The organism is Paenibacillus sp. sgz302191 (assembly GCF_057749925.1).
The window spans coordinates 325159-351294 of the sequence record NZ_JBYLHY010000007.1 but is presented as its reverse complement, the minus strand read 5'-3'; the positions used below and the strand labels follow the sequence as shown (position 1 = coordinate 351294).

Here is a 26136-nt window from a genome sequence, read left to right as displayed (position 1 = left end):
TAGGGGTTACCAATGACGTTTGGAACAAATACGAAAAGGAATTTACTTCCTGGTCCGTGCAAGCGAAGCAATTAGTGCTTAAGGATACCGAGCATTATATTCATCAATATCGCCCTGATCTCGTTGCGGATGAAATATTGGCCTTGGCCAAGCGGTAGACTTTCTGAAAGTCTGTGAAGGAGTAACACAGTTTCCATTAGTGTATCCAAAGTAACCTGAAATAAACAAGCCGGAGCGCATGTTGCTTAGCGTCCGGCTTGTTTTTATTTGCTAAGTTTCATCCTAATCATGAGTAAGATGAAATTCACTCTTGCTATTATTCGTAATTAAAGATATATTATTAATTAAATGATCAATTATTTAATTAATAAAGAAATTCAGTTCAAAGATAGGAGGAATACATTTGGCAAGACCAATCAATGTAGAAAAAAGACAGGAGCGGCGTAATCGTATCCTAAAGGAAGCTGTTGTCCTATTCGCAGAAAATGGATATTCTAATACCACAACGGCTCTCATTGCGCAGAGTGTGGGAGTGACTCCTGGAACCATTTTTCAATATTTCCCAAGCAAAGAAGCCTTATTCAACGCCGCTGTCCTTGAGCCACTTGCTGATATTCAGGTGAAATCGCTCGCTTGTCTAAAACAAGAGGGGACGCCGGGCGTATTAATTAAGAACTTGGTAGAAGAACAATTCAATCATATCTACTTCTATACAAGTGAATTGCGGCTTGTTCAATTTGTCTTAGGACAACGGATAAGATTTCCTGAACTTACACTGAAGATTCTTGAAAGTACTAAAGTAATAACAGATACTATCGAATGTGTCTATGCCAAGGGACAGTTAATGGGGGAATTCAACAAAAATTTTTCTCCAGCAATGATCTCTCGTGCCTATATCTCTTTCTTAAATGGGATAGCATTAACTCTTGGAGAAAGTATTCATCACCCCGAGTGGGAAAATTTGAAGGGGCATGCCTTATATTTGTTCGCACCCATACAACCTATAGAAAAACTGGAGGAGTCTAAATGAGTCAAACATCATTACAACCCAATCTGACAGTAAACGTTCGTTCGAAAAAACGGAGGAAAATTTTATTAAGCCTAGGGATCGTCCTTTTGCTTGTGATGGTTCTTGTATTTTTTATATCCTATAAAGTGATGGACACCTTGTTGCACCATCCTAGAGACACTAATGTCAGCTACGAATTGAATACCGATCAAACTCCCTACGAAGAGGTTGAGTTTAAGAGCTTGAAAAATGATAATACGATTAGAGGTTCCTTCTTTCCTGCAAATGGTCTTTCCAATAAGGCAAGTGATCAGACGATTATTGTCGTCCACGGATATACAAGCAATCGTTTAGTCAAAGGGCGGACCAAAAAGTTAGTAGAGCATTTCGTTCCGAAAGGCTACAATGTATTGGCATTTGACCTCAGCTCGCAAGGTAAATCCGATGGTAATTTGATTACACTTGGCCTCAATGAAAAATACGATTTGCTTGGAGCTGTGAGCTATTTAAAATCCAGAGACCATGCTGGTGATAAAATTGGAGTAATTGGCTTTTCAATGGGTGCTGCTACTTCTTTGCTAGCCGCAAGTGAAAGTGATGACATCAAAGCTGTAATTGCAGATAGTCCTTTTCGTAATGCAGGTATGTTTCTGAGAGAGGGTTTGCCCTTCTTTTCAGGTTTACCTTCGTTTCCATTCAGTTATACATCGATATGGGTGGGAAAATGGGTCATGAAGGTCGATCTTGATTCCGTATCCCCTATGGATGCAGCAAAAAAGATGCAAAATAAGCCAGTTATGCTGATTCATGGTACTGGAGATCAGCAAATTAGTTATAAAAATACAGAAGTAATTTTTGAGTCATTAAAAGATAACCCAGATGCAGAAGTGTGGTACCCGCAAAATACGGAGCACATCGATGCTATCAATCATTACCCCACTGAATATTTTCAAAGAGTAGATCGCTTTTTGGATAAGTATATAGTAGGATCTGCAAAATAATGAATGAGATTTCAACATATAATGATTCGGTAGTATATTGGAAACAATATCAAAAGTTTTTTCCTACAGAAATGCAGGTAAATGATAGTAATTTACCAATAGAAGAATGGATGACTTGGAACAATGCTCATATTCATTTGGATCGTATGCCTGTTTTGCATTCAAGATTAAAAATTATTTTCATTCATGGTGCTGGGGGCAATGGTAGATTGTTAGCCCCCTATGCACGAATGCTGCAAAAATACGGTTATGAAGTAGTGGCGCCGGATCTGCCGCCTTATGGTTTAAGTCATGCGAATTCAGTAAAATCGTTGGAATATCAGCTTTGGATTGACATACTTACTGAATTGATCGACCGGGAATTGAAACGGGACGGCAAACCAATCATCTTGCTAGGCACCAGTATAGGAGGAATGTTAGCATATCATGCCGCTGCACAGAGTAAGCAAGTTAAAGGGTTAATTGCAACGACATTTGTTGATACGAGTAATGCGGAATTTCGTGATCAATTAGCTCCTAACAAACTCATTAGTCGGTTAGGGAAACTTTTATTGGACAAATTTCCTCGTTTATTAGATTCCTTGCATATCTCTGTTAATCATGTTTCTCGAATGCATTTGATTACGAATAACTCTGAAATGACCAAACTCATTATGAAAGACGCTCATGCGGCAGGTACGAAAATCCCTTTACGCTTATTAAGAACGTTCTTAAATATGAAACCGGTAATAAAACCTGAGAATTTTGATGTTTGTCCGGTATTACTCGTTCATCCTGAACTAGACCCTATGACTCCATATAGTTTCAGTAGACCGTTTTTTGACAACATAAAAAGCAAAAAAGAATGTGTAATTTTAAAGGGTGCTGGTCATTTTCCGATTGAACAGCCGGGGTTAGAGCAGATGAATGCTGCTGTACTTTCTTTTTTGAAAAAAGTAGAGAATGAATTATAAGCGGCATACATGCCAACTTGCTGTTATAACTAGTGAACGTTGGCAAATAAGGGAGTCTGTTTTATGAAAATAAAAAGCATCTTATTTCTAATTGGAATAAGTTTAATATGGGGTTCACAGTTTTTCTTTGTGGATATCGTTATCTCTGGCGTGCCCCCAGTTACACTTGCAGCTGTAAAAGCAATGGTTGGAGCTATTACATTAGCATTGATCTATATTTTCTTTACAAAGAAAGAGAAAATCCAACCCGTTTCCACTGCTCCAAAAAAGAAGTTGAGAGCTCTTTATGTTGCCATTGCTTTTTTTGAAGCGATCATTCCTTTTTTCTTAATCGGGTGGGGGCAGCAACGGGTATCCAGCAGCATTGCTTCCATTATTATGGGGACGATTCCAATTTTCACGCTGCTTATCTTGTTTATCTTTAGAATTAACCGATTGCGGATGATGCACTTTATAAGTATTGGAGTTGGCTTTGTCGGTATTCTCCTGTTGATCTTACCCTCACTAACCATTGACTTCGCGATTCAAAGTTTGTGGGGAATGTCAGCTTTTGTTTTAGCTTCAATAAGCTTTGCGTTATCATTGGTGTTAATTGAAAAGTTACCGCCAATGTCCTCTGTGTTGGCGATGAGAAATGTTCTAATTATAGCATCAATTGTTCTGATTCCAGTTAGCTTTCTGTTAGAAAGTCCGTTGAGCATTAAACTTACTTTCATTGAGATATTATCTCTTGTCATTCTAGGAATTTTCCATGCAGGAATTGTATACATGATGTTTAATCAGCTCATTAAAAAATCAGGAGCGGCTTTTGCATCACTAACCAATTATTTTGTTCCAGTGATTGGAGTTATTCTCGGTACAGTTTTATTAGGAGACCAGATCGATTCAAATACATGGTTTGCTTTAATGATCATATTGGTTTCCTTGCTATTAGGAAGTATGGCGTCTAAAAGTAAATAACTCTTATGCTCTTTCTCGATTTACTGGTTCATTCGCTTTCGTTTGTTTCATTTACGGCTCAGCAAATGCTCGCTGCCGAAGGCATCCAGGTTCGTGTAATCAGTATGCCGAGCTGGGATCTGTTCGAAGCGCAGCCGCAATCGTACAAGGATTCCGTTCTACTTCCTGACGTTAAAGCGCGTCTGGCTATTAAAATGGCGTCCCCGTTCGGCTGGGAGCGCTATGTCGGTGAGAAAGGCGCCATCCTTGGCATCGACAAGTTTGGGGCTTCAGCTCCAGGCGATAGATTGATTAAAGAGTACGGCTTCACCGTCGAGAACGTCGTTAACAAAGTTAAAGCACTGTAAAACTTCATTTGTTGCCAGTCCAGGAATTTCCATCTGTCCGTTTCAGGGGGACCGCTGGAAAAGCATTTGATACTAAAAAAAATACAGGCCCCAAACAGGGGAAAATGTCCTCGAAATAATAAATAGCTAATTTTTTATCGTTTTGGGGGTGGAGATATTTCTTAGCTTGATGGGCATGTTGGCCCTACCCCTAATAGTCCCATTCCCCACTGTGCTTGTGGGGCTTTTTTGTCTCGTGCTCGGTTTGGGTATGCGGATATGAATTTGCAGGATAAAAAATACATTTGTCGAATTATTGAACATAGAACAAGAACCATAAACGAGGAGGTCAAGTCGAAAGTTTAGTTGATTCATATATAAGTCAATTATTCCTCATAAAGTAGGAGATGGGCACACATTTATGAAACCAATAGCAAGGTTATTCATTCTATTAGGGTTTGCTCTCGTTATGTTCACAGGACTGCCTCTTGCATCCTATGGAGCAACAGGCACAGTCACTTTTACAAATGGCTCGGGTTTTAGCGGGAGCACAATTACTGCCGGACAGGGAGGGTCTACTGCTATTCCAGGGATTACACTTCAAATTATAAGTGGTGACGGATACTCGTGGACGTATGAAACTCCTTATACGGGAGGTGCAATTGCGGCTGCTTATTGTTGTAACGGCGGCGCTCCATCCACTTTAATTACCATTAAAAGCGCTTCTACATCGGTTAACTTTAATTTGAAATCCTTTTTTGTAGCTGATTATGGTGGGAGTCCAATAACTGTAACCGGCTATGACAATGGTCAATCAACAGGTTCAGTAACTTTCAACACTAATACGAATCCTTATGAATTTACATTCAACCAAAGCAATGGGTTAACAGCTTCTATTTTTCAAAACGTTGATGAAGTACGCATCACTCCGCAGAGTGGTAACCAAATGTGGATTGCGCTCAACAATATCCAAATTGGAGACCCCGTTGTGAACGCGGCGTCCCCGAGCATCGGCACGCAGCCTTCGGGAGCGACGGTCAACCAGGGAGCGTCAAGCCCTTCGCTGAGCGTAGCGGCGACGGTGAGCGATAGCGGCACGCTCAGCTACCAATGGTACAGCAACGCTACCAACAGCAACAGCGGCGGCAGCGCCATTAGCGGTGCGACGAGCGCTTCGTATGCCGCGCCGACGGGAAGCGTAGGCACGACGTACTACTACGCCGTCGTGACGAACACGAACAACGCCGTGAACGGCGCGCATACGGCAACGGTGACAACCAGCGCAGCAGCGGTAACGGTGAACGCGCTGGTAAACGCGGCGACCCCGAGCATCGGAACGCAGCCTTCGGGAGCGACGGTCAATCAGGGCGCGTCAAGCCCCTCACTGAGCGTGGCGGCGACGGTGAGTGATAGCGGCACGCTCAGCTACCAATGGTACAGCAACGCTACCAACAGCAACAGCGGCGGCAGCTCCATAAGCGGTGCGACGAGCGCTTCGTATGCCGCACCGACGGGAAGCGTAGGCACGACGTACTACTACGCCGTCGTGACGAACACGAACAACGCCGTGAGCGGCGCGCATACGGCAACGGTGACAACCAGCGCAGCGGCGGTAACAGTGAACGCGCTGGTAAACGCGGCAACCCCGAGCATCGGCACGCAGCCTTCAGGGGCGACGGTCAACCAGGGCGCGTCAAGCCCGTCGCTGAGCGTGGCGGCGACGGTGAGTGATAGCGGCACGCTCAGCTACCAGTGGTACAGCAACGCCACGAACAACAACAGCGGCGGCAGCGCCATAAGCGGTGCGACGAGCGATTCGTATGCCGCGCCGACGGGAAGCGTAGGCACGACGTACTACTACGCCGTCGTGACGAACACGAACAACGCCGTGAACGGCGCGCATACGGCAACGGTGACAACCAGCGCAGCAGCGGTAACAGTGAACGCGCTGGTAAACGCGGCGTCCCCGAGCATCGGAACGCAGCCTTCGGGAGCGACGGTCAATCAGGGCGCGTCAAGCCCTTCGCTGAGCGTGGCGGCGACGGTGAGCGACAGCGGCACGCTCAGCTACCAGTGGTACAGCAACGCTACCAACAGCAACAGCGGCGGCAGCGCCATAAGCGGTGCGACGAGCGCTTCGTATGCCGCGCCGACGGGAAGCGTAGGCACGACGTACTACTACGCCGTCGTGACGAACACGAACAACGCCGTGAACGGCGCGCATACGGCAACGGTGACAACCAGCGCAGCAGCGGTAACAGTGAACGCGCTGGTAAACGCGGCGACCCCGAGCATCGGAACGCAGCCTTTAGGAGCGACGGTCAACCAGGGAGCGTCAAGCCCTTCGCTGAGCGTGGCGGCGACAGTGAGCGACAGCGGCACGCTCAGCTACCAGTGGTACAGCAACGCCACGAACAACAACAGCGGCGGCAGCTCCATTAGCGGTGCGACGAGCGCTTCGTATGCCGCGCCGACGGGAAGCGTAGGCACGACGTACTACTACGTCGTCGTGACGAACACGAACAACGCCGTGAGTGGTGCGTCCACGGCAACAGCCACGAGCAGCGCGGCGGCGGTCACGGTGAATGCACTGGTAAACGCGGCAACCCCGAGCATCGGCACGCAGCCTTCAGGAGCGACGGTCAACCTGGGAGCGTCAAGCCCGTCGATGACCGTGGCGGCGACGGTGAGCGACAGCGGTACGCTCAGCTACCAGTGGTACAGCAACGCCACGAACAGCAACAGCGGCGGCAGCTCCATAAGCGGTGCGACGAGCGCTTCGTACGCCGCGCCGACGGGAAGCGTAGGCACGACGTACTACTATGCCGTCGTGACGAACACGAACAACGCCGTGAGCGGCGCGCATACGGCAACGGTGACAACCAGCGCAGCGGCGGTAACAGTGAACGCGCTGGTAAACGCGGCGACCCCGAGCATCGGAACGCAGCCTTCGGGAGCGACGGTCAACCAGGGAGCGTCCAGCCCTTCGCTGAGCGTGGCGGCGACAGTGAGCGACAGCGGCACGCTCAGCTACCAGTGGTACAGCAACGCTACCAACAGCAACAGCGGCGGCAGCGCCATTAGCGGTGCGACGAGCGATTCGTACGCCGCGCCGACGGGAAGCGTAGGCACGACGTACTACTATGCCGTCGTGACGAACACGAACAACGCCGTGAGTGGCGCACCCACGGCAACAGCCACGAGCAGCGCGGCGGCGGTCATGGTGAACGCGCTGGTAAACGCGGCGACTCCGAGTATCGGAACGCAGCCTTCAGGAGCGACGGTCAATCAGGGCGCGTCCAGCCCCTCACTGAGCGTGGCGGCGACGGTGAGCGACAGCGGTACGCTCAGCTACCAGTGGTACAGCAACGCCACGAACAGCAACAGCGGCGGCAGTTCCATCAGCGGTGCGACGAGCGCTTCGTACGCCGCGCCGACGGGAAGCGTAGGCACGACGTACTACTATGCCGTCGTGACGAACACAAATAACGCCGTGAGCGGCGCGCATACGGCAACGGTGACAACCAGCGCAGCGGCGGTAACAGTGAACGCGGTAGTGAACGCTCCTTTAACTCCGCAAAACCTTACAGCCGTCGGAGGAGACAGTCAAGTTGCACTAACCTGGCAAACAGTAACCGGAGCAACTTATTACAGCATTTATTTAACAACCGTTTCAGGTCAATTTAACAACGCTGCAGTTACAACCGTGACATACACAACGTACAACGTTCAGAATCTGATCAATGGAACGACCTATTATTTTGTCGTAAAAGCTGGGAACCCGGGAGGATTGAGCGCAGAATCAAATTCAGCGAATGCGACACCGGCAACGGTTCCAGCCCCTCCTACGAATGTAGAGGCAGTTGCTGGCAATGGACAGGCCACCATTACCTTTACTGTCCCAGCGATCAACAGCGGAAGCGTCATTACGGGGTATGAAGTGACAGCCTCGCCAGGGAACATTGTCTTAAATGGAACAAGCAGTCCGATTACGGTAACAGGTTTAACAAACGGCACGAGCTATACTTTTACAGTGAAAGCAATAAATAGTGTGGGCAAAAGCGCCTCTTCCACCACTTCCAATTCGGTCGTGCCTAGACCGCCCAATAACGCCGACACCAGCAGCAACGACAGCAGCAATGGCAGCGGCTCTGGACCTGTAACAACAACATCTCCAATCCAAACAGGTGTTGAAATCTTCGTGAATGGCAAGGTCGAAAATATCGGAACGGCAACGACAACGAACGTAAATAATCGAACGGTCACGGTCGTTGCTGTTGATAAGAAAAAGCTGGAAGAAAAACTTGCGATAGAAGGTCAAGGCGCAGTAGTAACGATTCCGATGAACATCAAGTCTGATGTGAGTATCATGGAACTAAACGGTCAAATGATGAGAACTATGGAAAACAAACAAGCGGTTTTGGAAATCAAGACAGATCGCGCGACGTATAAGCTGCCTACGCAGCTAATCAACCTGAATTCCGCATTCGCTCAGATGGATACGTCAATGGACCTCCAAAACATTCAAGTTCATTTCGAAATTGCCAAACCAACAGCAGATGTTGTGAAATTGATAGAAGATTCTGCTGCAAAAGGGCAATTTGCCATAGTTGTTCCACCGCTTTCATTCACAGCCACCTTTACTTTTGGAAATAAACAGATTGAATTGTCCCGATTCAAAGCTTACGTGGAAAGACAGATGGTCATACCAGCCGATGTTGATCCGAACAAGATTACAACGGGTGTTGTCATCGATCCGGACGGAACGGTTCGACATGTGCCTACAAAGGTCATTAGATCTGAAGGACAGCATTACGCCATAATCAACAGTTTGACCAACGGTACCTACTCTGTGATATGGCATCCGCTTGAATTTGGCGATGTAGCAACCCATTGGGCCAAAAATGACATCAACGATTTGGCTTCACGAATGGTAATTGAGGGAACAGGTAACGGTATATTTAACCCGGACAAAGACATCACTCGTGCTGAATTTGCAGCAATTATCGTTCGCGCGCTAGGCATTAAGCTGGAGAGCGGAGCAACAGCATTCTCGGATGTCACAGCATCGGATTGGTTCAGCGGCGCGATTAACACAGCTCATGCCTATCGATTGATCAGCGGTTTCGAGGACGGTTCATTCCGCCCGATGGACAAAATCACTCGCGAGCAAGCGATGGTCATTATCACCAAAGCAATGGCAATCACCAATCTGAAAGCCAAGCTTTCTCTGCCATCGACAAACCAAACCGCTCATCAATACGCAGACTTTGCCGATATCTCAAGTTGGGCGCAAAGCAGTTTTGCCGAAACGATAGAGGCGGGCATTGTAACGGGAAGAAACGAAACAGAACTCGCACCAAAGGCGTATATGACCAGAGCCGAAGTTGCAGCGATCATCCATCGATTGCTTAAAAATTCAGAACTGATCTAACCCACCAATGACAATGCGCTAGTTAAAAAAGTGAATATTTGAATGAACAAAGGAGTTAAGTAGCCTGTATGTGCTTAACTCCTTTGTTTTTGGTGTCCCAAATGGATCAATTTTCGACGGCCGATCACCTCGCATCTTGGGCTGGTATTGTACGGGCAATCACGAAAGCGCGGGCAAAAAAAAAGCACAAATCGGGCGGGTTTTCCGCTACCCGTTCCAAAAGTAAATGCAGTGCCTCACTGGCAGCTCTGCTGAGTTAAAAATGGCTTAAGAAAGGTGATCGAGAGAGAATTGTTGCAGAGGCATCCCAGCAAGGATGATTAGCCGGAGTTTTGAAGTGCTGGTGTTATAGAGGAATGAGATTGGACTAGATTATGTACGGTTGGGTAATATCCTTGAGCGTTCAGCTAACGAATACCATAGTTGAATGAGTAGCCTCGTAATTGGCATCCTATTTGAGAGAAGCGGCTAATAGGCACAAGGACTTAAAGCGGAGAGTCATTATCTCTGCTTTTTTGCTTTTTTTCGACAGTTATTCACGGTTTTGTGAGAATTTTGTGAGAGTCGTTTGATAGAATGTACTTCGGATAAGATGTGTATGATGTCGAATTAGGGAACACATGTATCGAAATATCGCAGTTTTAAGATGAGGGAAATGAGCAGCCGAGGGGGACACTCGCCAGCCATTGCAACAGCGAACTGTGAATCTACCAAGCCACGGCTCGGGATTCATCCTTATTGGCATAATGGGCTATTCAAAAATTCGAAGCTGTACATTAATCTCAGGGGGGACATAAAACTTTATGCTTAAAATGAAATCAGTCTCTATATGTTTACTTTCAATTTTCCTCGTCTTGTCTACCTTTGCTTGGAGTTCGTCCAAGAGTATCGCGTATGCAAGTTCATTTTGGAAATTAGTAGGGAATGCCGGCTTTTCAAAAGAAATTATTCCCAATGCTTCGATTGCGATTGCTCCTGATGGAACGCCGTACGTAGCGTATCCGGAGAACTATACAGAAAAAGTTATTGTTATGAAGTTTAACAAGACGTTATCAAGCTGGGAGTTGGCAGGGAATGCAAGTTTGACTGGCTCGCCTCTGTACGTTTCGCTTGCGATTGCACCGGATGGAACGCCGTATGTTGCCTATCAAGATCTCCTAAACGGCGGAAAAGCAATGGTGATGAAGCTTAATGGGGCGCAATGGGAGCCAGTAGGAGCTGCAGGAGGCATCTCTACAGGCGTGGCTAGTGACGTTTCGCTTGCGATTGCTCCTGATGGAACGCCATACGTAGCGTATCAGGATGGAAACGGTCATAACGCAGTAATGGTTAAGAAGTTCGATGGTTTAAGTTGGCAGGCATTTGAAAAAACAGGATTCAACGAAAGTCTGAATTATGCGATATCGCTGGCGATTGCTCCTGATGGAACACCTTACGTAGCCTATCAGGATATAGAAAAAGATTTTGAAGAATCAGTCATGAAGTTCAATGGGATAAGCTGGGAGTACGTGGGACGTGCAGGTTTTACAGGTACGTCTGCTGAATCGTTTAAGATTGCACGGGATGGAACACCGTACATCGCTTTTCGGGATAATGGCAAAGCAACTGTTATGAAGTTTACATCTGATTGGGAAGTCGTAGGGAATGCCGATTTTTCAGCAAGTCAAATAGATTACCTTTCGCTTGCACTTGCAAAGGATGGAACACCCTACGTAGCGTACATTGATGTGGAGAAAGATCTAAAAGCAACGGTAATGAAGTATAGTGGGGCAAGTTGGGAGACGATAGGAACCGAAGGCTTCTCGGAAGCTACAGCTCTTGCTCTTTCGCTTGCGATTGACGCGAACGGAATACCGTATGTAGTGTATTCGGATGAAGCGAAAGGATATAAAGCCACGGTTATGGCGTTTCTTCCTGCGGTCACGAATGTGACGCTGGATAAGGAAACAATGACTCTAACAGCTGGAGGAGCAACAGGAAGTCTCACGGCAACGGTGAATCCGAGTAACGCGACCAATAAGAAAGTCACATGGAGCAGCAGTAATGAAAGCGTGGCAACCGTTGATGCAACGGGCGTGGTGACACCAAAGACAGCGGGAGCGGCGACGATAACCGTCACGACGGAAGACGGCGGCAAGACAGCAACGAGTGAGGTGACGGTGCAGGCAGCAACCATAGCCGTAACAAGCGTAGTGCTGGATCCTTCAACGTTGAGCTTGGCGGCGGGAGGAAGCGCGGCAACCGTCACGGCAACGGTGTATCCGAGTAACGCGACCAATAAGAAAGTCACATGGAGCAGCAGTAATGCAAACGTCGCAGCTGTTGATGTGAAGGGTGTGGTGACGCCAAAGGCAGCAGGAACGGCGACGATAACCGTTACAACGGAAGACGGCGGCAAGACAGCAACGAGCCTGGTAACCGTAAAATCAGCCTCTCCTAGCGAGAGCGGAGGAGACCGCGGAGGCGGCGGGGGAAGCAGTACAGCTACACCTGCTACACCTGCCAACGTGGTTGAAGTTTATGTGAACGGGAAAGTTGAACATGCAGGCATCGCCACCACAACTATAGTCAATGGCCGATCCGTTACAACGGTTGCGGTTGATGCGAAGAAGCTGGACGACAGGCTGGCAGCGGAAGGTCAGCATGCGGTGATTACCATTCCGGTGAAGACGAGCTCTGCCGTTTTGATCGGAGAATTGACCGGACAGATGGTCAAGAACATGGAGCAAAAGCAGGCGCTGGTCGTCATCCAAACAGAGCAAGCATCGTATACGCTGCCTGCACAACAGATGAACATCGACGCCATATCGGGGCAATTAGGCAAGAGCGTGAACCTGCAAGATATTAAAATAAGGATTGAGATTTCCAAATCTACAGCAGAAACTGCGCAACTCGTGGAAAACTCGGCAGCACAAGGACAATTTACGATCATTGCTCCAACGTACAATTTCACAGTTACTGGCGTATATGGGGATAAGACGATTGAAATTTCCAAGTTCAACGCTTATGTGGAACGAACCATTGCCATTCCTGCTGGGGTAGATCCGAATCGAATCACAACAGGCGTTGTCGTAGAAAAGGACGGAACCGTTCGTCATGTACCGACGGCAGTTAGCAAGATTGACGGTACCTACTATGCCAAAATTAATAGTTTGACGAACAGCACGTATTCCGTGATCTGGCACCCTCTGGCATTTAATGATGTAGAGAACCACTGGGCGAAAAATGCTGTAAACGATATGGGCTCCCGCATGGTTATTAATGGTACGGGCAAAGGCCTGTTTGCTCCCGATCAAGTGATTACGCGTGCGGAGTTTGCGGCGATTATGGTACGAGGATTAGGCATTAAACAGGGGGATGGCGCCGCGCGATTTACAGACGTAAAGTCATCAGACTGGTACAGCAGTGTGGTGCAAACTGCCTACGCGTATAATCTGGTCAGCGGATTCGAAGATGGCACATTCCGTCCGAATGACAGCATTACCCGGGAACAGGCGATGGCCATCATCGCAAGAGCGATGACGCTAACCGGACTTAAAGACAAATTTTCGTCAGCAGATACAGAGAAGCTGCTGATGTCATTCGCAGATGCGAAGCTAGCATCGGAGTGGGCGAAAAGCGGGATTGCGGATTGCTTGCAGGCAGGAGTTGTGTCAGGCAGAAACGGCGGCCGGTTGGCGCCGAATGATAACATCTCTCGGGCGGAGGTTGCAACTATTATTCAAAGGCTTTTACAAAAATCCAAGTTAATTTAGTGATTGGAAAAGCACGGATTGACGCTTAAAGATATCAAGCTAGTACCACTGAACTGCATTATGGGCTTGATCAGGAGCTAAATCCACAAAATCAAAAAGGAGCTTTGTCACACTATTAGTGATGAAGTGACCCCAAAAAGTTAGACAGTATATTGTTAGGCAGCTTCTAGGGCATGAGTCCGGTACCGTACCGGGCTCATGCCTTTTAGTTTTGCTTTTTGAGAACTGGCAGGATTTGGTCGGGGGGGATGGAAAAAGGCGGAGCGTGTGTTTGAAGAGTACCTATCCGTGTATTCCTGCATGAGGAAATGAATCAGACTTTGCTGGATCATTGTTCAAACAGCATAACAAGGAGCAATTTTCCAACTTACGTGAGAATGCCTATCGTCACGAAATGAAGCCTACAACCGCCAAAGGAGATGAGTAGCCCGGCCGTTTCGACATAATTCGGCGAAGTTTGTGAGAATTTTGAGAGAACGTTTTGATAGAATGTGGTGTGATCCTCAAATTAGGTTCAGATTCGATGTGAAGAATGTCGAATTAGGGAGCTTAGTAGTCGTTGTCATAATGTTATGATACTAACGAAGGGAGAATTTTTGAGGCAGCGTAGCGATTGATTGAATGAAAAAATGATTCCTTGGCGTTGGTTTGCTCGTAAATATCAAACAGATTCAGGATTAACAGTTTTATCCAAGAAACGGTTCGACCACTCCTCTCCCTATTTTCTGCACTAAAAGACTAACGGAAGATGGGTCAAAATTTAAATGAGGTGATTATTATTTATACGAAACAAAACAGGATCATTAGCTTCTGTCTAGTTATTGCACTGGTTTTTAGCCTGTTCGGAGGTTTTAATTTCAGCAAAGCTTATGCAGCAGATGATGCACCGCAATACTACGCCAGAATAGTTGCTGGGGGACACGGAGGTGCTATTCCGCCTAGAAATGGTGATGGAGGCCCCGCTACATCCGCTGTCCTTGGAAACCCTACCGGAGTTGCCTTTGACCGATCTGGAAATATGTATATTGCAGACTCTACCAATTTTATGGTACGTAAGGTGGATTCATCCGGTACTATTTCAAAAGTAAGTTCTGGTTTTAACCTTCCTCAAGGCATCGCTACGGACTCAAAAGGAAATCTATATGTTTCAGATACTTTCAATAATGTCGTAAGTAATATGGGGAATGATGGAATTTTTTCGGCGGTAACATCTACAAAGGGTGTTCTTGATACTCCTCGCGGAATCACCTTTGACTCGAATGATAATATGTATATTGCAGATGCGCAACACAATGTCATACGCAAAGTGGATAATTCAGGGAATATCTCTGTAGTTGCTGGAAGTGGTACAAAAGGATATAGCGGGGATGGAGCAACTGCTACATCTGCCATGCTGAATGAGCCTTATGGAGTTGCCGCTGACTCAGCCGGAAATCTGTATATCGCCGACTATGGCAATCATGCCATACGCAAGGTAGATACAAACGGCAAGATTACAACAATTGTCGGGGATGGCACTGCAGGCTTTAAGGGTGATGGAGGAGCGGCGACATCTGCTGAGATTAATAAACCTCAGGGGATTGCCAGCGACGCTGTCGGAAATCTATATATTTCAGATACTGGTAATCAAAGAGTACGCAAAGTGGATACATCCGGCAATATTTCGACAATGATAGCCGGGCTGAATTCCCCTTACGGAATTACAGTTGGACCTAACGGCAATGTATTTGTTTGCGATTGGAGAAATAATGTCGTGTATGAGCTTTATATACCTACTTTTCTTACAGGTACAACACTCGGCTCCGACAGCCCGCAAACAGGAACAGCATTAAACGCTTCAATTGAACCATCTAATGCGACGGTTAGTTATCAGTGGTACACGAACACAGTTTCAAGTGCTACTTACGGTACGGCTATTCCGGGCGCCACATCGGCTAGCTACGACCCAACTGCGAGTGATGTCGGCAAATATTTATATGTAGTTGCAACGGCAACAGGTCTTTATGCTGGAAGTGCAAGTGCAGTTACTGCAAACGCAGTAACCGTTGGCAGTAACACTGCGCCGAACTACTACATCAGAAACTTTGCCGGGCAAGGGTCTCAGGGCTATAGTGGAGATGGCGGACCGGCGGCATCCGCCCTTCTTAATCAACCGAAGGGAGTTGCCGTCGACTCGTCAGGAAACCTGTATATTGCGGATTCAATAAATTTTGTCATACGCAAGGTAGATACATCTGACACAATTTCAACACTGCCAGTTAATTTTACTTACAAAAATTATCCTCATGCAATTGCCGTTGACCCGCAAGATAATTTGTATTTTATACCGACCAATTCCAATGAGATATATATGGGAAATTGGTTACCTGTGAATACCGGCAATCTTCTTAATAAGCCTAAAGGGTTCGCCTTTGACTTGGAAGGAGATATGTATATTGCGGATACCGGTAACAATGTCATACGCAAGGTGGATACATCCGGGAAAATTACGACAATTGCCGGGGATGGTACACCAGGCTATGAGGGAGACGGAGGAGCGGCGATACAGGCTAAGCTTAATCAGCCTAGCGCAATTGCCTGTGACTCAAATGGAAATATATTTATTGCAGATACTAATAATTATGTCATTCGTAAGGTAGATGCATCTGGGAAAATTACGACAATTGCCGGAAACGGTACACAAGGCTATAGCGGCGACGGAACACCAGCGACACAGGCTAAGCTTTATGGCCCTACTGCTCTTATCTTTGACGCCACAGGAAATTTATATATTGCCGACAAGAGATTGCGCATGGTGGATCCAACGGGCAAGATTCACACAATTGCCGGGAATGGTTCAGGATATGGGCCGGAAGCGACCAAGTCTTCGGCAAATTTCTACAGCCTTGCCATTGATAAGAAAGGTAATATATATGCAGCCAGCTCAATCTATAGCACGGTATATACACTTTATATACCTACTTTCTTCACCGATGCAAAACTCGACTCCGACAGCCCGCAATCCGGAACACCGATAACTGCGACTGCGTTGCCGACTGACGTTACAGCGACATATCAATGGTACACGAATACAGTTTCAGGCACGACTTACGGTACGGCTATTCCGGGGGCCACATTGGCTTCCTACATTCCGAGTTCAGCCGATGTTGGCAAATATTTGTATGCCGTCGCGACAGGCACTGGAAGATACAGCGGGACTGCGAGTATCGCTGCTCCCAATGCAGTAACTGCTGGCCCTAATGCAAAACCGCCGACTTACTACATCCAAACAGTAGTCGGAGATCATACCTCGAAGTACGGCGGTGACGGAGGACCAGCTACATCTGCCCAAATATCTCTACCCGGCAACGTTACATTTGACTCTAAAGGAAATATGTATATCGCGGATTCCGGAAACAACGCAATACGCAAAGTGGACAAAACCGGAAATATTGCAACAGTGACAGGAGGACCGCTTGGTATATCCCGTTACTATGGGGACGAAATGGATGCGAGTGCGGGCAGATTTAATTTTCCTACGGAAGTTGCCTTCGACCCTTCTGGAAATCTGTATATTGCAGATTGGCAAAATCATGTCATACGTAAGGTGGATAAAACAACAAATATTCTCAATACAGTCGCAGGACTTGGTAAATACGATCAAGGTGGAAAAAATGGTTATCCAGGTTATAGCGGCGACTATGGTCAGGCTACATTCGCTAACCTTAATTATCCTTATGGAATGGTATTCGACGCTAAAGGAAACATGTACATTGCAGATGGCAGTAACCATGCCATACGTAAGGTGGATACATCGGGCGTTATTACAACAGTTGCAGGAGGTAGACAAGGATCCGGATATAGCGGCGACGACGGCGCTGCTACAGATGCTCGACTTTATAACCCTGAAGGGGTTGCGCTTGACTCGGCAGGGAATTTGTATATTGCAGACTATAGCAACAACAGAATACGCATGGTGAATGAAAAGACAGGTATTATTACAACCGTTGCAGGAAATGGTTTGAAAGGCTATAGTGGCGACGGGGGTAGCGCCGTATTTGCCCAGCTTACTAATCCTTCGTCCGTTGCCTTTGACTCGGCAGACAATATGTATATTGTAGATCAAGGAAACCATGCCATCCGCATGGTGAACAAAACAACAGGTGTTATTACAACAGTTGCAGGAAACGGTAAAGCAGGTTATAGCGGCGATGGAGATGTTGCTACATCTGCCAAGCTTAACCAACCTACCCGAATTTCTGTTGGACCTGATGGCGGTATTTATATAGGTGATACGGGAAATAACGTAATACGTGCACTTTATTTGACTACTACCACTCCTGGCGGAGGCAACACTGGTGGAGGCAACACTGGCGGAGGCAATACTGGTGGAGGCAACACTGGTGGAGGCAATACTGGTGGAGGCAACACTGGTGGAGGCAATACTGGTGGAGGCAACACTGGTGGAGGCAATACTGGTGGAGGCAACACTGGTGGAGGCGACACTGGCGGAGAAAACACTGGTGGCACTACTCCAACAACAATCAACGGTACCCTATCAGGTAAAGTTACTCAAAACAAAACAAGCGATGGTAGAACAAATACTTCTTTCGCAGTTGACTCAGCAAGTTTGACAGCTCAATTAAATAGTAGTGCAAACGGTTCAACATTCACGATCCCGTTCACACAAACATCAGACATTATGAGTGTACAACTTGGTGGACAGGATTTTAAAAATATGGAGGGCAAATCAGCAACCCTTGTTATCCAAACACCAGTTGCGTCATATTCCCTACCTGCTTCACAAATCAACATCAGTGCAGTTTCAAATGCTCTTGGCAAAAATGTAACTCTTTCAGACATCAATTTTAATGTTTCAATCTCTAATGCTACAAGCGAGCAAGCTCAGCTTGTTTCAAATGCAGCTGCAAAAAACAATATGACTGTCTTGACAGCACCGATTAACTTTGATATCTCAAGCACATACAATAGTCAAACAGTAGATATTAGCAAGTTTAGTTCCTTTGTTGAGCGTACGATTGCGCTTCCTGATGGTGTTGACCCTAGCAAGGTTAGTACAGGTGTTGTCATCGATCCAAACGGTGCAGTACGCCATGTTCCAACGACTGTAGCAACAATAGATGGCAAACACTTTGCAAAAATTAAAAGCTTAACAAACAGCACATATGCTGTTGTATCACACCCTGTTGCATTTAGCGACGTTGCAAACAACTGGGCAAAATCTTCAATCAATAATATGGGTTCTAAAATGGTTGTAGGCGGAGTTGGAAATAACTTGTACGACCCTAGCAAAGATATGACTCGTGCAGAATTTGCTGCTATTATCGTCAATGCACTTGGACTAAAACCATCTGCCAACGCTTCTTCATTTGCTGATCATACAACAAATGATTGGTTTACAGGTTATGTACAAACAGCTTATGAGTATGGCGTTGTACAAGGCGTTGGACAAAACAAATACAACCCTAACGGAAACATTACACGGCAAGACGCAATGGTGATGATTGCAAGAGTGATGAACATTACAAAACTAAACGGAGATAGTAACGTTTCTTCTCTTGCGAAATTCGCTGACGCAAATGATATAGCAAACTATGCACAATCTGCTGTAGCCACTTGCGTAAATGCTGGTATTGTTAACGGAAAAACAAATTCAACAGTAGCACCAAATCAAAATATCACAAGAGCAGAGATTGCTGTTATTGTTGAAAGATTATTGAAAAAATCTAATTTGATAGATTAATTTCAATATAGAGTTTGAGTTTTAGAACACCGCCGATTGAGAGGTAGAACTCTCAATCGGCGGTGTTGCTATATTTTAAATTTGATATATATTTAGCTTCATGAGTTATGCAGTTAGTGGTAGATACTGGATATTATTAACGTCATCCGAAAGCCTGACGGGGAAGAACACTGAAATCGAAAAAGATTTGGAAGAAAATAAAATCTCCCAGTGGATCTTATACATAGATTCGAAAAGGTCAGGGATACTAAAGTATTGGATTAGCATTTAGAAAGAAACATCCATGTAAGTACCACCTTAAAAGATAGTCATTGACATGGATGCTATCTCACTAGCACGGATTCCAACATTATCTTGTTAAATGCACGCGATGAACGCCCTTGCTGCCTCCTGGTGCCGTTCCTATATATAAATATCCGTTATGGCTTGCAGCCGTAGTTATGCCATTTAGCGAACCATCCGGATCATGCCAGCTTCCGATAAGCTCTCCCTGCGGGCCGAGCTCCGCGACAAGCCCATGCTTCGCCGGTGCGCTTGCGCCGCTAAGCAGCGACTCCGGCAATTTGGCCATGAAACCGGCCAACCACGGGCTGCGATGCATCTGATCAGCAAAAGAAAGGCGAGTCGTAAAGATCCCGACCCAGAAATGACCTTGCTCATCACGAGTAATGTTGTCTGGAAAGCCTGCGAGATTGTCCACAAAAATATCAGATGTCCCCTTCTTTGGACCCTTGAGCCAGTATCTGGTCAACTGATAATGATACGATTCCGCCACAAGCACGAAATCTTCATCCGCAGATAAGGCAACCCCGTTTGCAAAATAAAGGCCTTCTAGCAAGACGGTCGTCTGTTTGGTCATTGGATCGTACTTCAGCAAGCGTCCATGCGGCTTGTTCTCGGCAATTTCTCTGAATGTCACACGTCCATAGTTCGAGGTATCCGAAAAATAAATGGAGCCGTCCCGGGCAATATCAAGCTCATTAGCTAAATAGATCGGCTTGCCGTCCACTTGATCAGCCAATACCTCTATGCTCCCGGATGGGTTTATAGACAGCAGTCCCCTCTTGATATCCGTAACGATCAAATCGCCTTTGGCATCGAATTTAAGGCCATTAGGCGTTCCTTTGGTATCTGCAAACACCTGGGCCTTTTGTGGATTGCCTTCTGCATCGAAAGGAACCTTGTAAATTTTTCCGTCCGAATCTCCTGTATATAGCTGGCCATCTTTATCAAATGTTATGAATTCCGGGAATTGTGGAGCATCTGTGACTAGCTGAGCAGCGCTAAGTTTGTTGTTCTGTTTCCATGGGCCTGCTTCTTGAAAAGAGGGAGCCGTCGGCGCCAGCCATTTTACCGGTTCGATAGGTGAAGGAACTAGTAAGAAAACGATGACTCCAAGAAGGAGCACCGTAAGCAGCGATAGCCCTGCTCTGCGCACTATACGTGTTGAGCGTTTAGGGCGATTCACACCTTCAGTAGATTTAACGGAACGAACTTGTGCATTTGGCATTAGAGTGCCTCCTATGTCTTTTAAGTGAGATTTAAATTTGGACTACGATTTTCCCAAAATATTGCTTCCCTTCAGCCAAGAGCGCGAAGGCTTCTCCAATTCGCTCCAGAGGGAATACACGGTCGATGACGGGATGTAAGCGATGATGGACAATCGCTCGATTCATCTTTTCAAAGTGATTCCGGTTGCCGACTTGACTGCCGCGAATAGTTGCTGCTTTCTGCAAGATGCCCGTGACATCATATTCCGGAATGGTCAAGCCCGATAAGAACCCGACCATACTCAAGGTCCCTCCAATGCGAAGTGCATTTATGGATTTGACCATCGTTGCCGCTCCTCCAACATCCAGAACATGATCGACGCCGCCAGTCATCTCTAACACGGCTTGATCCCAATCGGGAACTTCCGAATAGTTGATCGTTTGCCAGGCACCGAGAGCTTTTGCTCGTACCAGCTTGTCGTTGCTGCTCGATGTAACGATCGCTCGTGCACCAGCCATGAGAGAGAATTGAAGCCCGAAGATGGAAACCCCGCCTGTTCCTTGCAGCAGCACGGTATCACCCGCTTGCAATCCACCGTATTCGATTAGCATGCTCCATGCGGTTAATGCCGCGATCGGTAAGGTGGCAGCCTCCTCCCAAGTGAGGTGATCGGGAATATGAACGATTCCGTCTTCATGTAGAACGACATACTCGGCCGCCACTCCGTTCAACGGACCTCCTAGACTGTCTCTTAATACTTCTGCTCTTGGACTGCCAGCCATGAATCGCTGTTGCAAATTACCCGCTACTCTATTTCCTACCTGAAACCTTGTTACTCCTTGGCCAACGGCTGCAATTTCTCCCGCTCCGTCTGATAATGGAATGAAAGGAAATTTAATTTCAATCGGCATTAATCCGCTGAGGATCACTAGATCCCGGTAATTGAGAGAAGCTGCCCTCATGTGGATCAGCACCTCATGGGGGCCTGGCGTTGGTATGTCGAGTTCCGTTAAGTTTAATTCCTCAAAGCCGAAGCCGTTTGTCAGTTGTATAGCTTTCATTGAATTGTCCTCCCAGCAAGATCAGATTGATTACCTGCATTCTTATAATTATTATTATTGCCGGATCCTCCGCGCGGACGAAGCATGCCTCCAACAAGTCGAAGACCTTGCTTGCGTGTTATGAATCGCGATAACTGCGCCCCGATATAATTCTGCACACCCGGAACGACGTATATTTTCCCTTCCTTCAACGCGCGAAGTGCAACCTCTACGACTCTTTCCGGCGTATCTTTCTTTCCGACAGAGGCTTCTTCCGTTCCTACAACATTAAAGAAGCTGGTGTCCGTCGAACCAGGGCAAAGTACGAAGAATTTCACGCCGCGGTCGCGATTTTCCCACCATAATGCTTGAGTAAACGACAAGACAAAAGCTTTCGTCGCCCCATATACGGCCATAAAGGGAAGCGGTTGAAATCCGGCGGTTGAAGCCACATTAATAACTGCTCCTGAGTTTTTGCGCAACATGTTTGGCAAGAACAAGTGCGTCATATCTACAACAGCAGCGACATTGAGCATAACTTCTTCATGTTGACGCTCACCTGACACTTGCTCGAACAAACCATGTGTAGCAAAGCCTGCATTATTGATTAGCAGTTCGATATCCACTTTCAAAAGTTCACATTGCCGATATAACTCGCTGGGTGCGCCCTCTTTCGCAAGATCCATAGAGATAACCTCGGCTTTGATGCCATACTTCTTTCTAAGCTCATCTGCCAGGCTCTCAAGTTTACTCGTTGATCGAGCCACGAGTACCAAGTGACTGCCTTGTTTGGCTAGTTGTCTTGCGAATTGCTCTCCAATACCGGAAGAAGCTCCAGTGACGAGCGCCCATTTTCCTTGAATTTTCATAGTGCTACTCTCCTTTTAGATACTATGTTATAATAATGAAACGCTGTTACCATGTAGTTAAAGGAATCCTCAGTTCCCCAAAAAAATAAGAGTCACCACATGATTGGTAACAGTGTTTCTAATTAATATCATTGTAACTACGCTTTTTAAGAAAGTCAATACGATCTTAGAAACATCCCATGTCTCATTGACAACTACCCATCAACTGTATAAAATTTTTGATAAGAAATTAAGAAACTTTGTTTCCTAACGAAAACATGATAACTGAAGGAAGATGATTATGAGCGACCAGGATAACTCTGTTCATACAAACACACGAGTGCTGAAAACCTACCAAGAGGCTCGCTTACAAAATATTGAAAATCTCCGCAAACTTGTTGTTGATGCCGCGGCAACGCTCTTGCAAGAAGAGGGTCCAGAAGCCGTTACGGTGCGTAAAGTAGCGCAGAAAATGGATTGCTCGACAAAAATCATTTATAGCTTATTTGTCAATAAAGAGGGCTTGGCTCAGCAGTTGTATCTGGAAGGTTGTAAGCTTCTCGCTAACGAATTCGAGGGGACGCCGCAAGCAGCTGATCCGGCGCAGCATTTGCTGAATCTAGGTGAAACCTTCTGGCAATTCGGGCAGCGTTACTCCAGCTATTATAAGCTGATGTTCGGAGGAGCCTTCGCAGATTTCAAACCGGACGAGGAAAGTATGCATGGCACCGTAACAGCCATGCGGCAATTATTGACCGTGGTCAGCAATGCGCAAGAGCAAGGGTTGATTCCCGGCCAGTATGACACGGAATCCGTTGTACGTATCGTCTGGGCCTCACTCCATGGCGTTATTCATCTTTACATGGGTGGACACTTAGGAAATGTACAATCGGCCCATGCGGTATACAAACAAACGTTGTCTTTACTTTCCAGATCATTGTTGCCAGATCATAGCGCCTAATACGGGATCCTGCTCCGGTTGACAAGTCACACACTGCACAAAATTTTCTGTAAAAATCTGCTCCAGTAAACCAGACTCTACATGATTATGTTTGCGACTTAATTGTGCAGCCTGAACGATAATTTAAAAGACTTTTGCGAACTGAGGGTATATGCTTTGTAAAAAGTACTTCAAAACTTAATTGTCTCCCAACAGAATTCGATTCAAGGCTAAGCATCGAAAAGTTAAAAAACGGGACGAAGCAGGTATGACGACTGCTCCGTCCCGTTTCTGTATATATGATTACCTGGATAACTTCGCATTCGCCCAATCGGCATGATCGTTGTTTATTCCGTCTCCTGCGTCGGTTACAGTTAGCACCAATTGATTTACACCTGCTACACTAACATCAACGGATTTCGTTGCACTCGTTGGAGTCATCGTCTGGCGTTGCCGTCCGCCCATACTTGGAAGACTACGGTCGCATTTGAACTTACCTCATCATCAACGCCTATAAACGATTGGAACCATGTGTATTGTCCGTTCAGATTATAAGTAATGTTGCTTGTGGCGTGTGTTCCGAGACCTTGAGAATAAGTTGTTCCGTTCAGTTTTAATGTCTTTCCGTCCACGCTCTTATCCTTTTGCACAGTACCAAAGCCCGCTGTCGCAGATACCCAGGTAAGATCGCTCAAATAAACCTGCGGTGTGACCGGTGTCGTTACAGTTACCGCATTGCTTGCAGGCGACATGTTTCTGGTCGAAGTTGTACTGCTTACTCCATTTTGAACTTGCCCGACATAACGTGTAAGGATATCGTAGGTACCGGACACACCGTTAAATGTGATGCTGGCCGTACTTGTTTGACCTAATACGCCTAATACCGCTATTGACACAATAGTGAGAACCCGCTCAGATTTCTTTAGCTTTCATCCATCTCCATTATTGAGTATTACGGCACTACACTGCCTTTACGCAACCATTTATTGGATTTATAACCTCCAATGGATTATATCACCATTCCAACTCGACTATTCGCGCTTTCAATAACCGGAACAAATAACGTTGACGTAGTCCACTAAATAAACTATATTAATTGTTGACTGAGTCCATTAAAAAGGAGGGCCGCCATGAACCTTAATGAAAATATTATTGCAGATATACGAAAATTCAACCGGTTTTACACGAATATACTCGGTGTTTTGGATATGCATGTGTTGGATACCGGATATTCTTTAACAGAGGCTCGGGTAATTTTAGAGATTGGTTTCGTGGAGCCGTGTATAGCAAACAATTTGGTTGAAAAACTGGAAATTGATCGCAGCTACATGAGCAGAATTATTGCCAAGCTTAGTAAAGACGGACTCCTTATTAAGGAAAATTCACCCTTAGACAGCAGGACGAGTCTGATTCGATTGACCCCCAAAGGAACCGATCTATTTAAGCAGCTGAATGAAAGATCAGATGAGCAAATAGTGAGATTAATGCAAGGTTTATCACAAAGAGAAATTAAAGATATACATGCTTCCATGTTGTTTATTCAGAAAAAATTGGATAGGTTGGAGAGGATAGAGGATGATTCGATTTGATAATGATTATGCAGAGGGTGCTCATAAGCGAATTTTGCAACGTTTATGGGAAACCAATGAAGAGCAGACACCTGGATATGGTACGGATGAATACTGTGAAAAAGCCAGGACTTATATTAGAAAAGCGTGTGGTGCAGAGAATGCAGATATACACTTTTTAGTTGGAGGAACACAAACGAATACGACTATTATCGCTTCCATATTGCGCCCACACCAAGGTGCGGTTGCAGCAATTACGGGTCATATAGCTGTACATGAAACGGGAGCAATTGAGTCTACCGGACATAAAGTGATTACTTTACCGAGTGAGGATGGGAAAATTCAAGCTGGACAGGTAAAAGAAATTTATGACGCTCATTGGAATGATGTCACTCATGAGCATACGGTACAGCCAGGCTTGGTTTACATTTCAAACCCTACCGAGAATGGAACGACTTATAGTAAATCCGAATTGGAGCAATTAAGCAAAATTTGTCGGGAATGCGGTTTGCCATTGGTTATGGATGGCGCAAGATTAGGTTATGGTCTAGTTTCAAAAGACAGCGATTTATCCTTGGCAGATATAGCCAGACTTTGTGATGTGTTCTATATCGGGGGAACAAAAATTGGATTATTGTTTGGGGAAGCAGTAGTCATTATAAACGATGATCTTAAAAGAGATTTTCGGTATTTGATCAAGCAAAAGGGAGGATTACTGGCTAAGGGAAGATTATTGGGGATTCAGTTTGAAACCTTATTTGAAGATGGCTTATACTATGAAATTTCTAACCATGCCGTAGAAATGGCGATGATGATTCGAGAGGCATTTGTTGAAAAGGGCTTTTCATTCCGATATGATTCCAAAACAAATCAACAGTTTCCCATTTTGCCGAATGATATGTTAAAGGAATTGGCCAAAAAGTATTCTTTTTCCATTTGGGGAAAATTCAACGATAACCACAGTGTCGTGAGATTCTGTACCAGTTGGGCTACAAAAAAGGAAAATGTCGAAATGCTGATAGGGGATATTAAGGCATTATAATAGGTGATTGGTGACGTACGCCATCT

Annotated in this window: 15 protein-coding genes and 1 pseudogene; 11 read left to right on the top strand and 5 right to left on the bottom strand. The window is 46.0% G+C overall.

The window, feature by feature from the left end; genetic code table 11:
• Window positions 1-403: 403 nt before the first annotated feature.
• The 8 genes and pseudogenes from AC3G2T_RS13305 (at window position 404) to AC3G2T_RS13270 (ending at window position 19181) form a co-directional block, all read left to right on the top strand.
• Entirely contained in the window at window positions 404-1030 is a 627-nt protein-coding gene (locus AC3G2T_RS13305) for a TetR/AcrR family transcriptional regulator (protein WP_474687305.1), read from the top strand.
• A complete protein-coding gene (locus tag AC3G2T_RS13300) occupies window positions 1027-2010 on the top strand; it encodes an alpha/beta hydrolase (RefSeq protein ID WP_488435758.1) in 984 nt (327 codons plus the stop codon). The genes AC3G2T_RS13305 and AC3G2T_RS13300 overlap by 4 nt, the downstream gene beginning before the upstream one ends.
• Window positions 2010-2963 (top strand): alpha/beta hydrolase, encoded by a 954-nt coding sequence (locus AC3G2T_RS13295; RefSeq protein WP_488435757.1) that lies wholly within the window; start codon window positions 2010-2012, stop codon window positions 2961-2963. Before AC3G2T_RS13300 ends, AC3G2T_RS13295 begins: the two co-directional genes overlap by 1 nt.
• A gap of 63 nt (window positions 2964-3026) precedes the next feature.
• Entirely contained in the window at window positions 3027-3923 is an 897-nt protein-coding gene (locus AC3G2T_RS13290; RefSeq protein WP_488435756.1) for a DMT family transporter, read from the top strand.
• Window positions 3924-3979: 56 nt separating this feature from the next.
• A pseudogene (locus AC3G2T_RS13285) lies at window positions 3980-4270 on the top strand (transketolase-like TK C-terminal-containing protein); the annotation flags it as partial.
• A 925-nt stretch (window positions 4271-5195) separates the two neighbouring features.
• Window positions 5196-9683 carry an S-layer homology domain-containing protein gene (locus AC3G2T_RS13280; RefSeq protein WP_488435755.1) on the top strand — a complete coding sequence of 1496 codons (4488 nt, stop codon included), beginning with the start codon at window positions 5196-5198 and terminating at the stop codon, window positions 9681-9683.
• A gap of 803 nt (window positions 9684-10486) precedes the next feature.
• Window positions 10487-13438, top strand: a complete 2952-nt coding sequence (locus AC3G2T_RS13275; RefSeq protein WP_488435754.1) for an S-layer homology domain-containing protein — start codon at window positions 10487-10489, stop codon at window positions 13436-13438.
• A gap of 748 nt (window positions 13439-14186) precedes the next feature.
• Window positions 14187-19181, top strand: a complete 4995-nt coding sequence (locus AC3G2T_RS13270) for an NHL domain-containing protein (protein WP_488435753.1) — start codon at window positions 14187-14189, stop codon at window positions 19179-19181.
• 349 nt (window positions 19182-19530) lie between these two features.
• Here the strand turns inward: AC3G2T_RS13270 and AC3G2T_RS13265 are convergent, their stop codons facing one another.
• Genes AC3G2T_RS13265 through AC3G2T_RS13255 form a run of 3 tightly spaced genes read right to left on the bottom strand, consistent with a single transcriptional unit; the run spans window position 19531 to window position 22581 of the window.
• Window positions 19531-20691 carry an SMP-30/gluconolactonase/LRE family protein gene (locus AC3G2T_RS13265; protein WP_488435752.1) on the bottom strand — a complete coding sequence of 387 codons (1161 nt, stop codon included), beginning with the start codon at window positions 20689-20691 and terminating at the stop codon, window positions 19531-19533.
• Window positions 20692-20722: 31 nt separating this feature from the next.
• The gene (locus AC3G2T_RS13260; protein ID WP_488435751.1) at window positions 20723-21733 is read right to left on the bottom strand and encodes a zinc-dependent alcohol dehydrogenase family protein; all 1011 of its coding nucleotides are present in this window, start codon (window positions 21731-21733) and stop codon (window positions 20723-20725) included.
• The gene (locus AC3G2T_RS13255) at window positions 21730-22581 is read right to left on the bottom strand and encodes an SDR family NAD(P)-dependent oxidoreductase (RefSeq protein ID WP_474682818.1); all 852 of its coding nucleotides are present in this window, start codon (window positions 22579-22581) and stop codon (window positions 21730-21732) included. Before AC3G2T_RS13255 ends, AC3G2T_RS13260 begins: the two co-directional genes overlap by 4 nt.
• A gap of 280 nt (window positions 22582-22861) precedes the next feature.
• On the opposite strand from AC3G2T_RS13255, the gene AC3G2T_RS13250 reads away from it, so the two are divergent.
• Complete coding sequence (locus AC3G2T_RS13250) at window positions 22862-23521, top strand: TetR/AcrR family transcriptional regulator (RefSeq protein ID WP_474682819.1); 660 nt, start codon at window positions 22862-22864, stop codon at window positions 23519-23521.
• Between the two features lie 282 nt (window positions 23522-23803).
• On the opposite strand, the gene AC3G2T_RS13245 is transcribed toward AC3G2T_RS13250, so the two are convergent.
• Window positions 23804-23941 (bottom strand): NPCBM/NEW2 domain-containing protein, encoded by a 138-nt coding sequence (locus tag AC3G2T_RS13245; RefSeq protein ID WP_488435750.1) that lies wholly within the window; start codon window positions 23939-23941, stop codon window positions 23804-23806.
• A complete protein-coding gene (locus AC3G2T_RS13240; protein WP_488435749.1) occupies window positions 23938-24396 on the bottom strand; it encodes an NPCBM/NEW2 domain-containing protein in 459 nt (152 codons plus the stop codon). Before AC3G2T_RS13240 ends, AC3G2T_RS13245 begins: the two co-directional genes overlap by 4 nt.
• Window positions 24397-24630: 234 nt before the next feature.
• Between AC3G2T_RS13240 and AC3G2T_RS13235 the strand changes: the two genes are divergently transcribed.
• Both AC3G2T_RS13235 and AC3G2T_RS13230 read left to right on the top strand, forming a co-directional pair.
• On the top strand, window positions 24631-25089 hold the full coding sequence (locus AC3G2T_RS13235) for a MarR family winged helix-turn-helix transcriptional regulator (protein WP_474682822.1): 459 nt from the start codon (window positions 24631-24633) through the stop codon (window positions 25087-25089).
• On the top strand, window positions 25076-26110 hold the full coding sequence (locus tag AC3G2T_RS13230) for a threonine aldolase family protein (protein WP_488435748.1): 1035 nt from the start codon (window positions 25076-25078) through the stop codon (window positions 26108-26110). Before AC3G2T_RS13235 ends, AC3G2T_RS13230 begins: the two co-directional genes overlap by 14 nt.
• Window positions 26111-26136 lie beyond the last annotated feature (26 nt).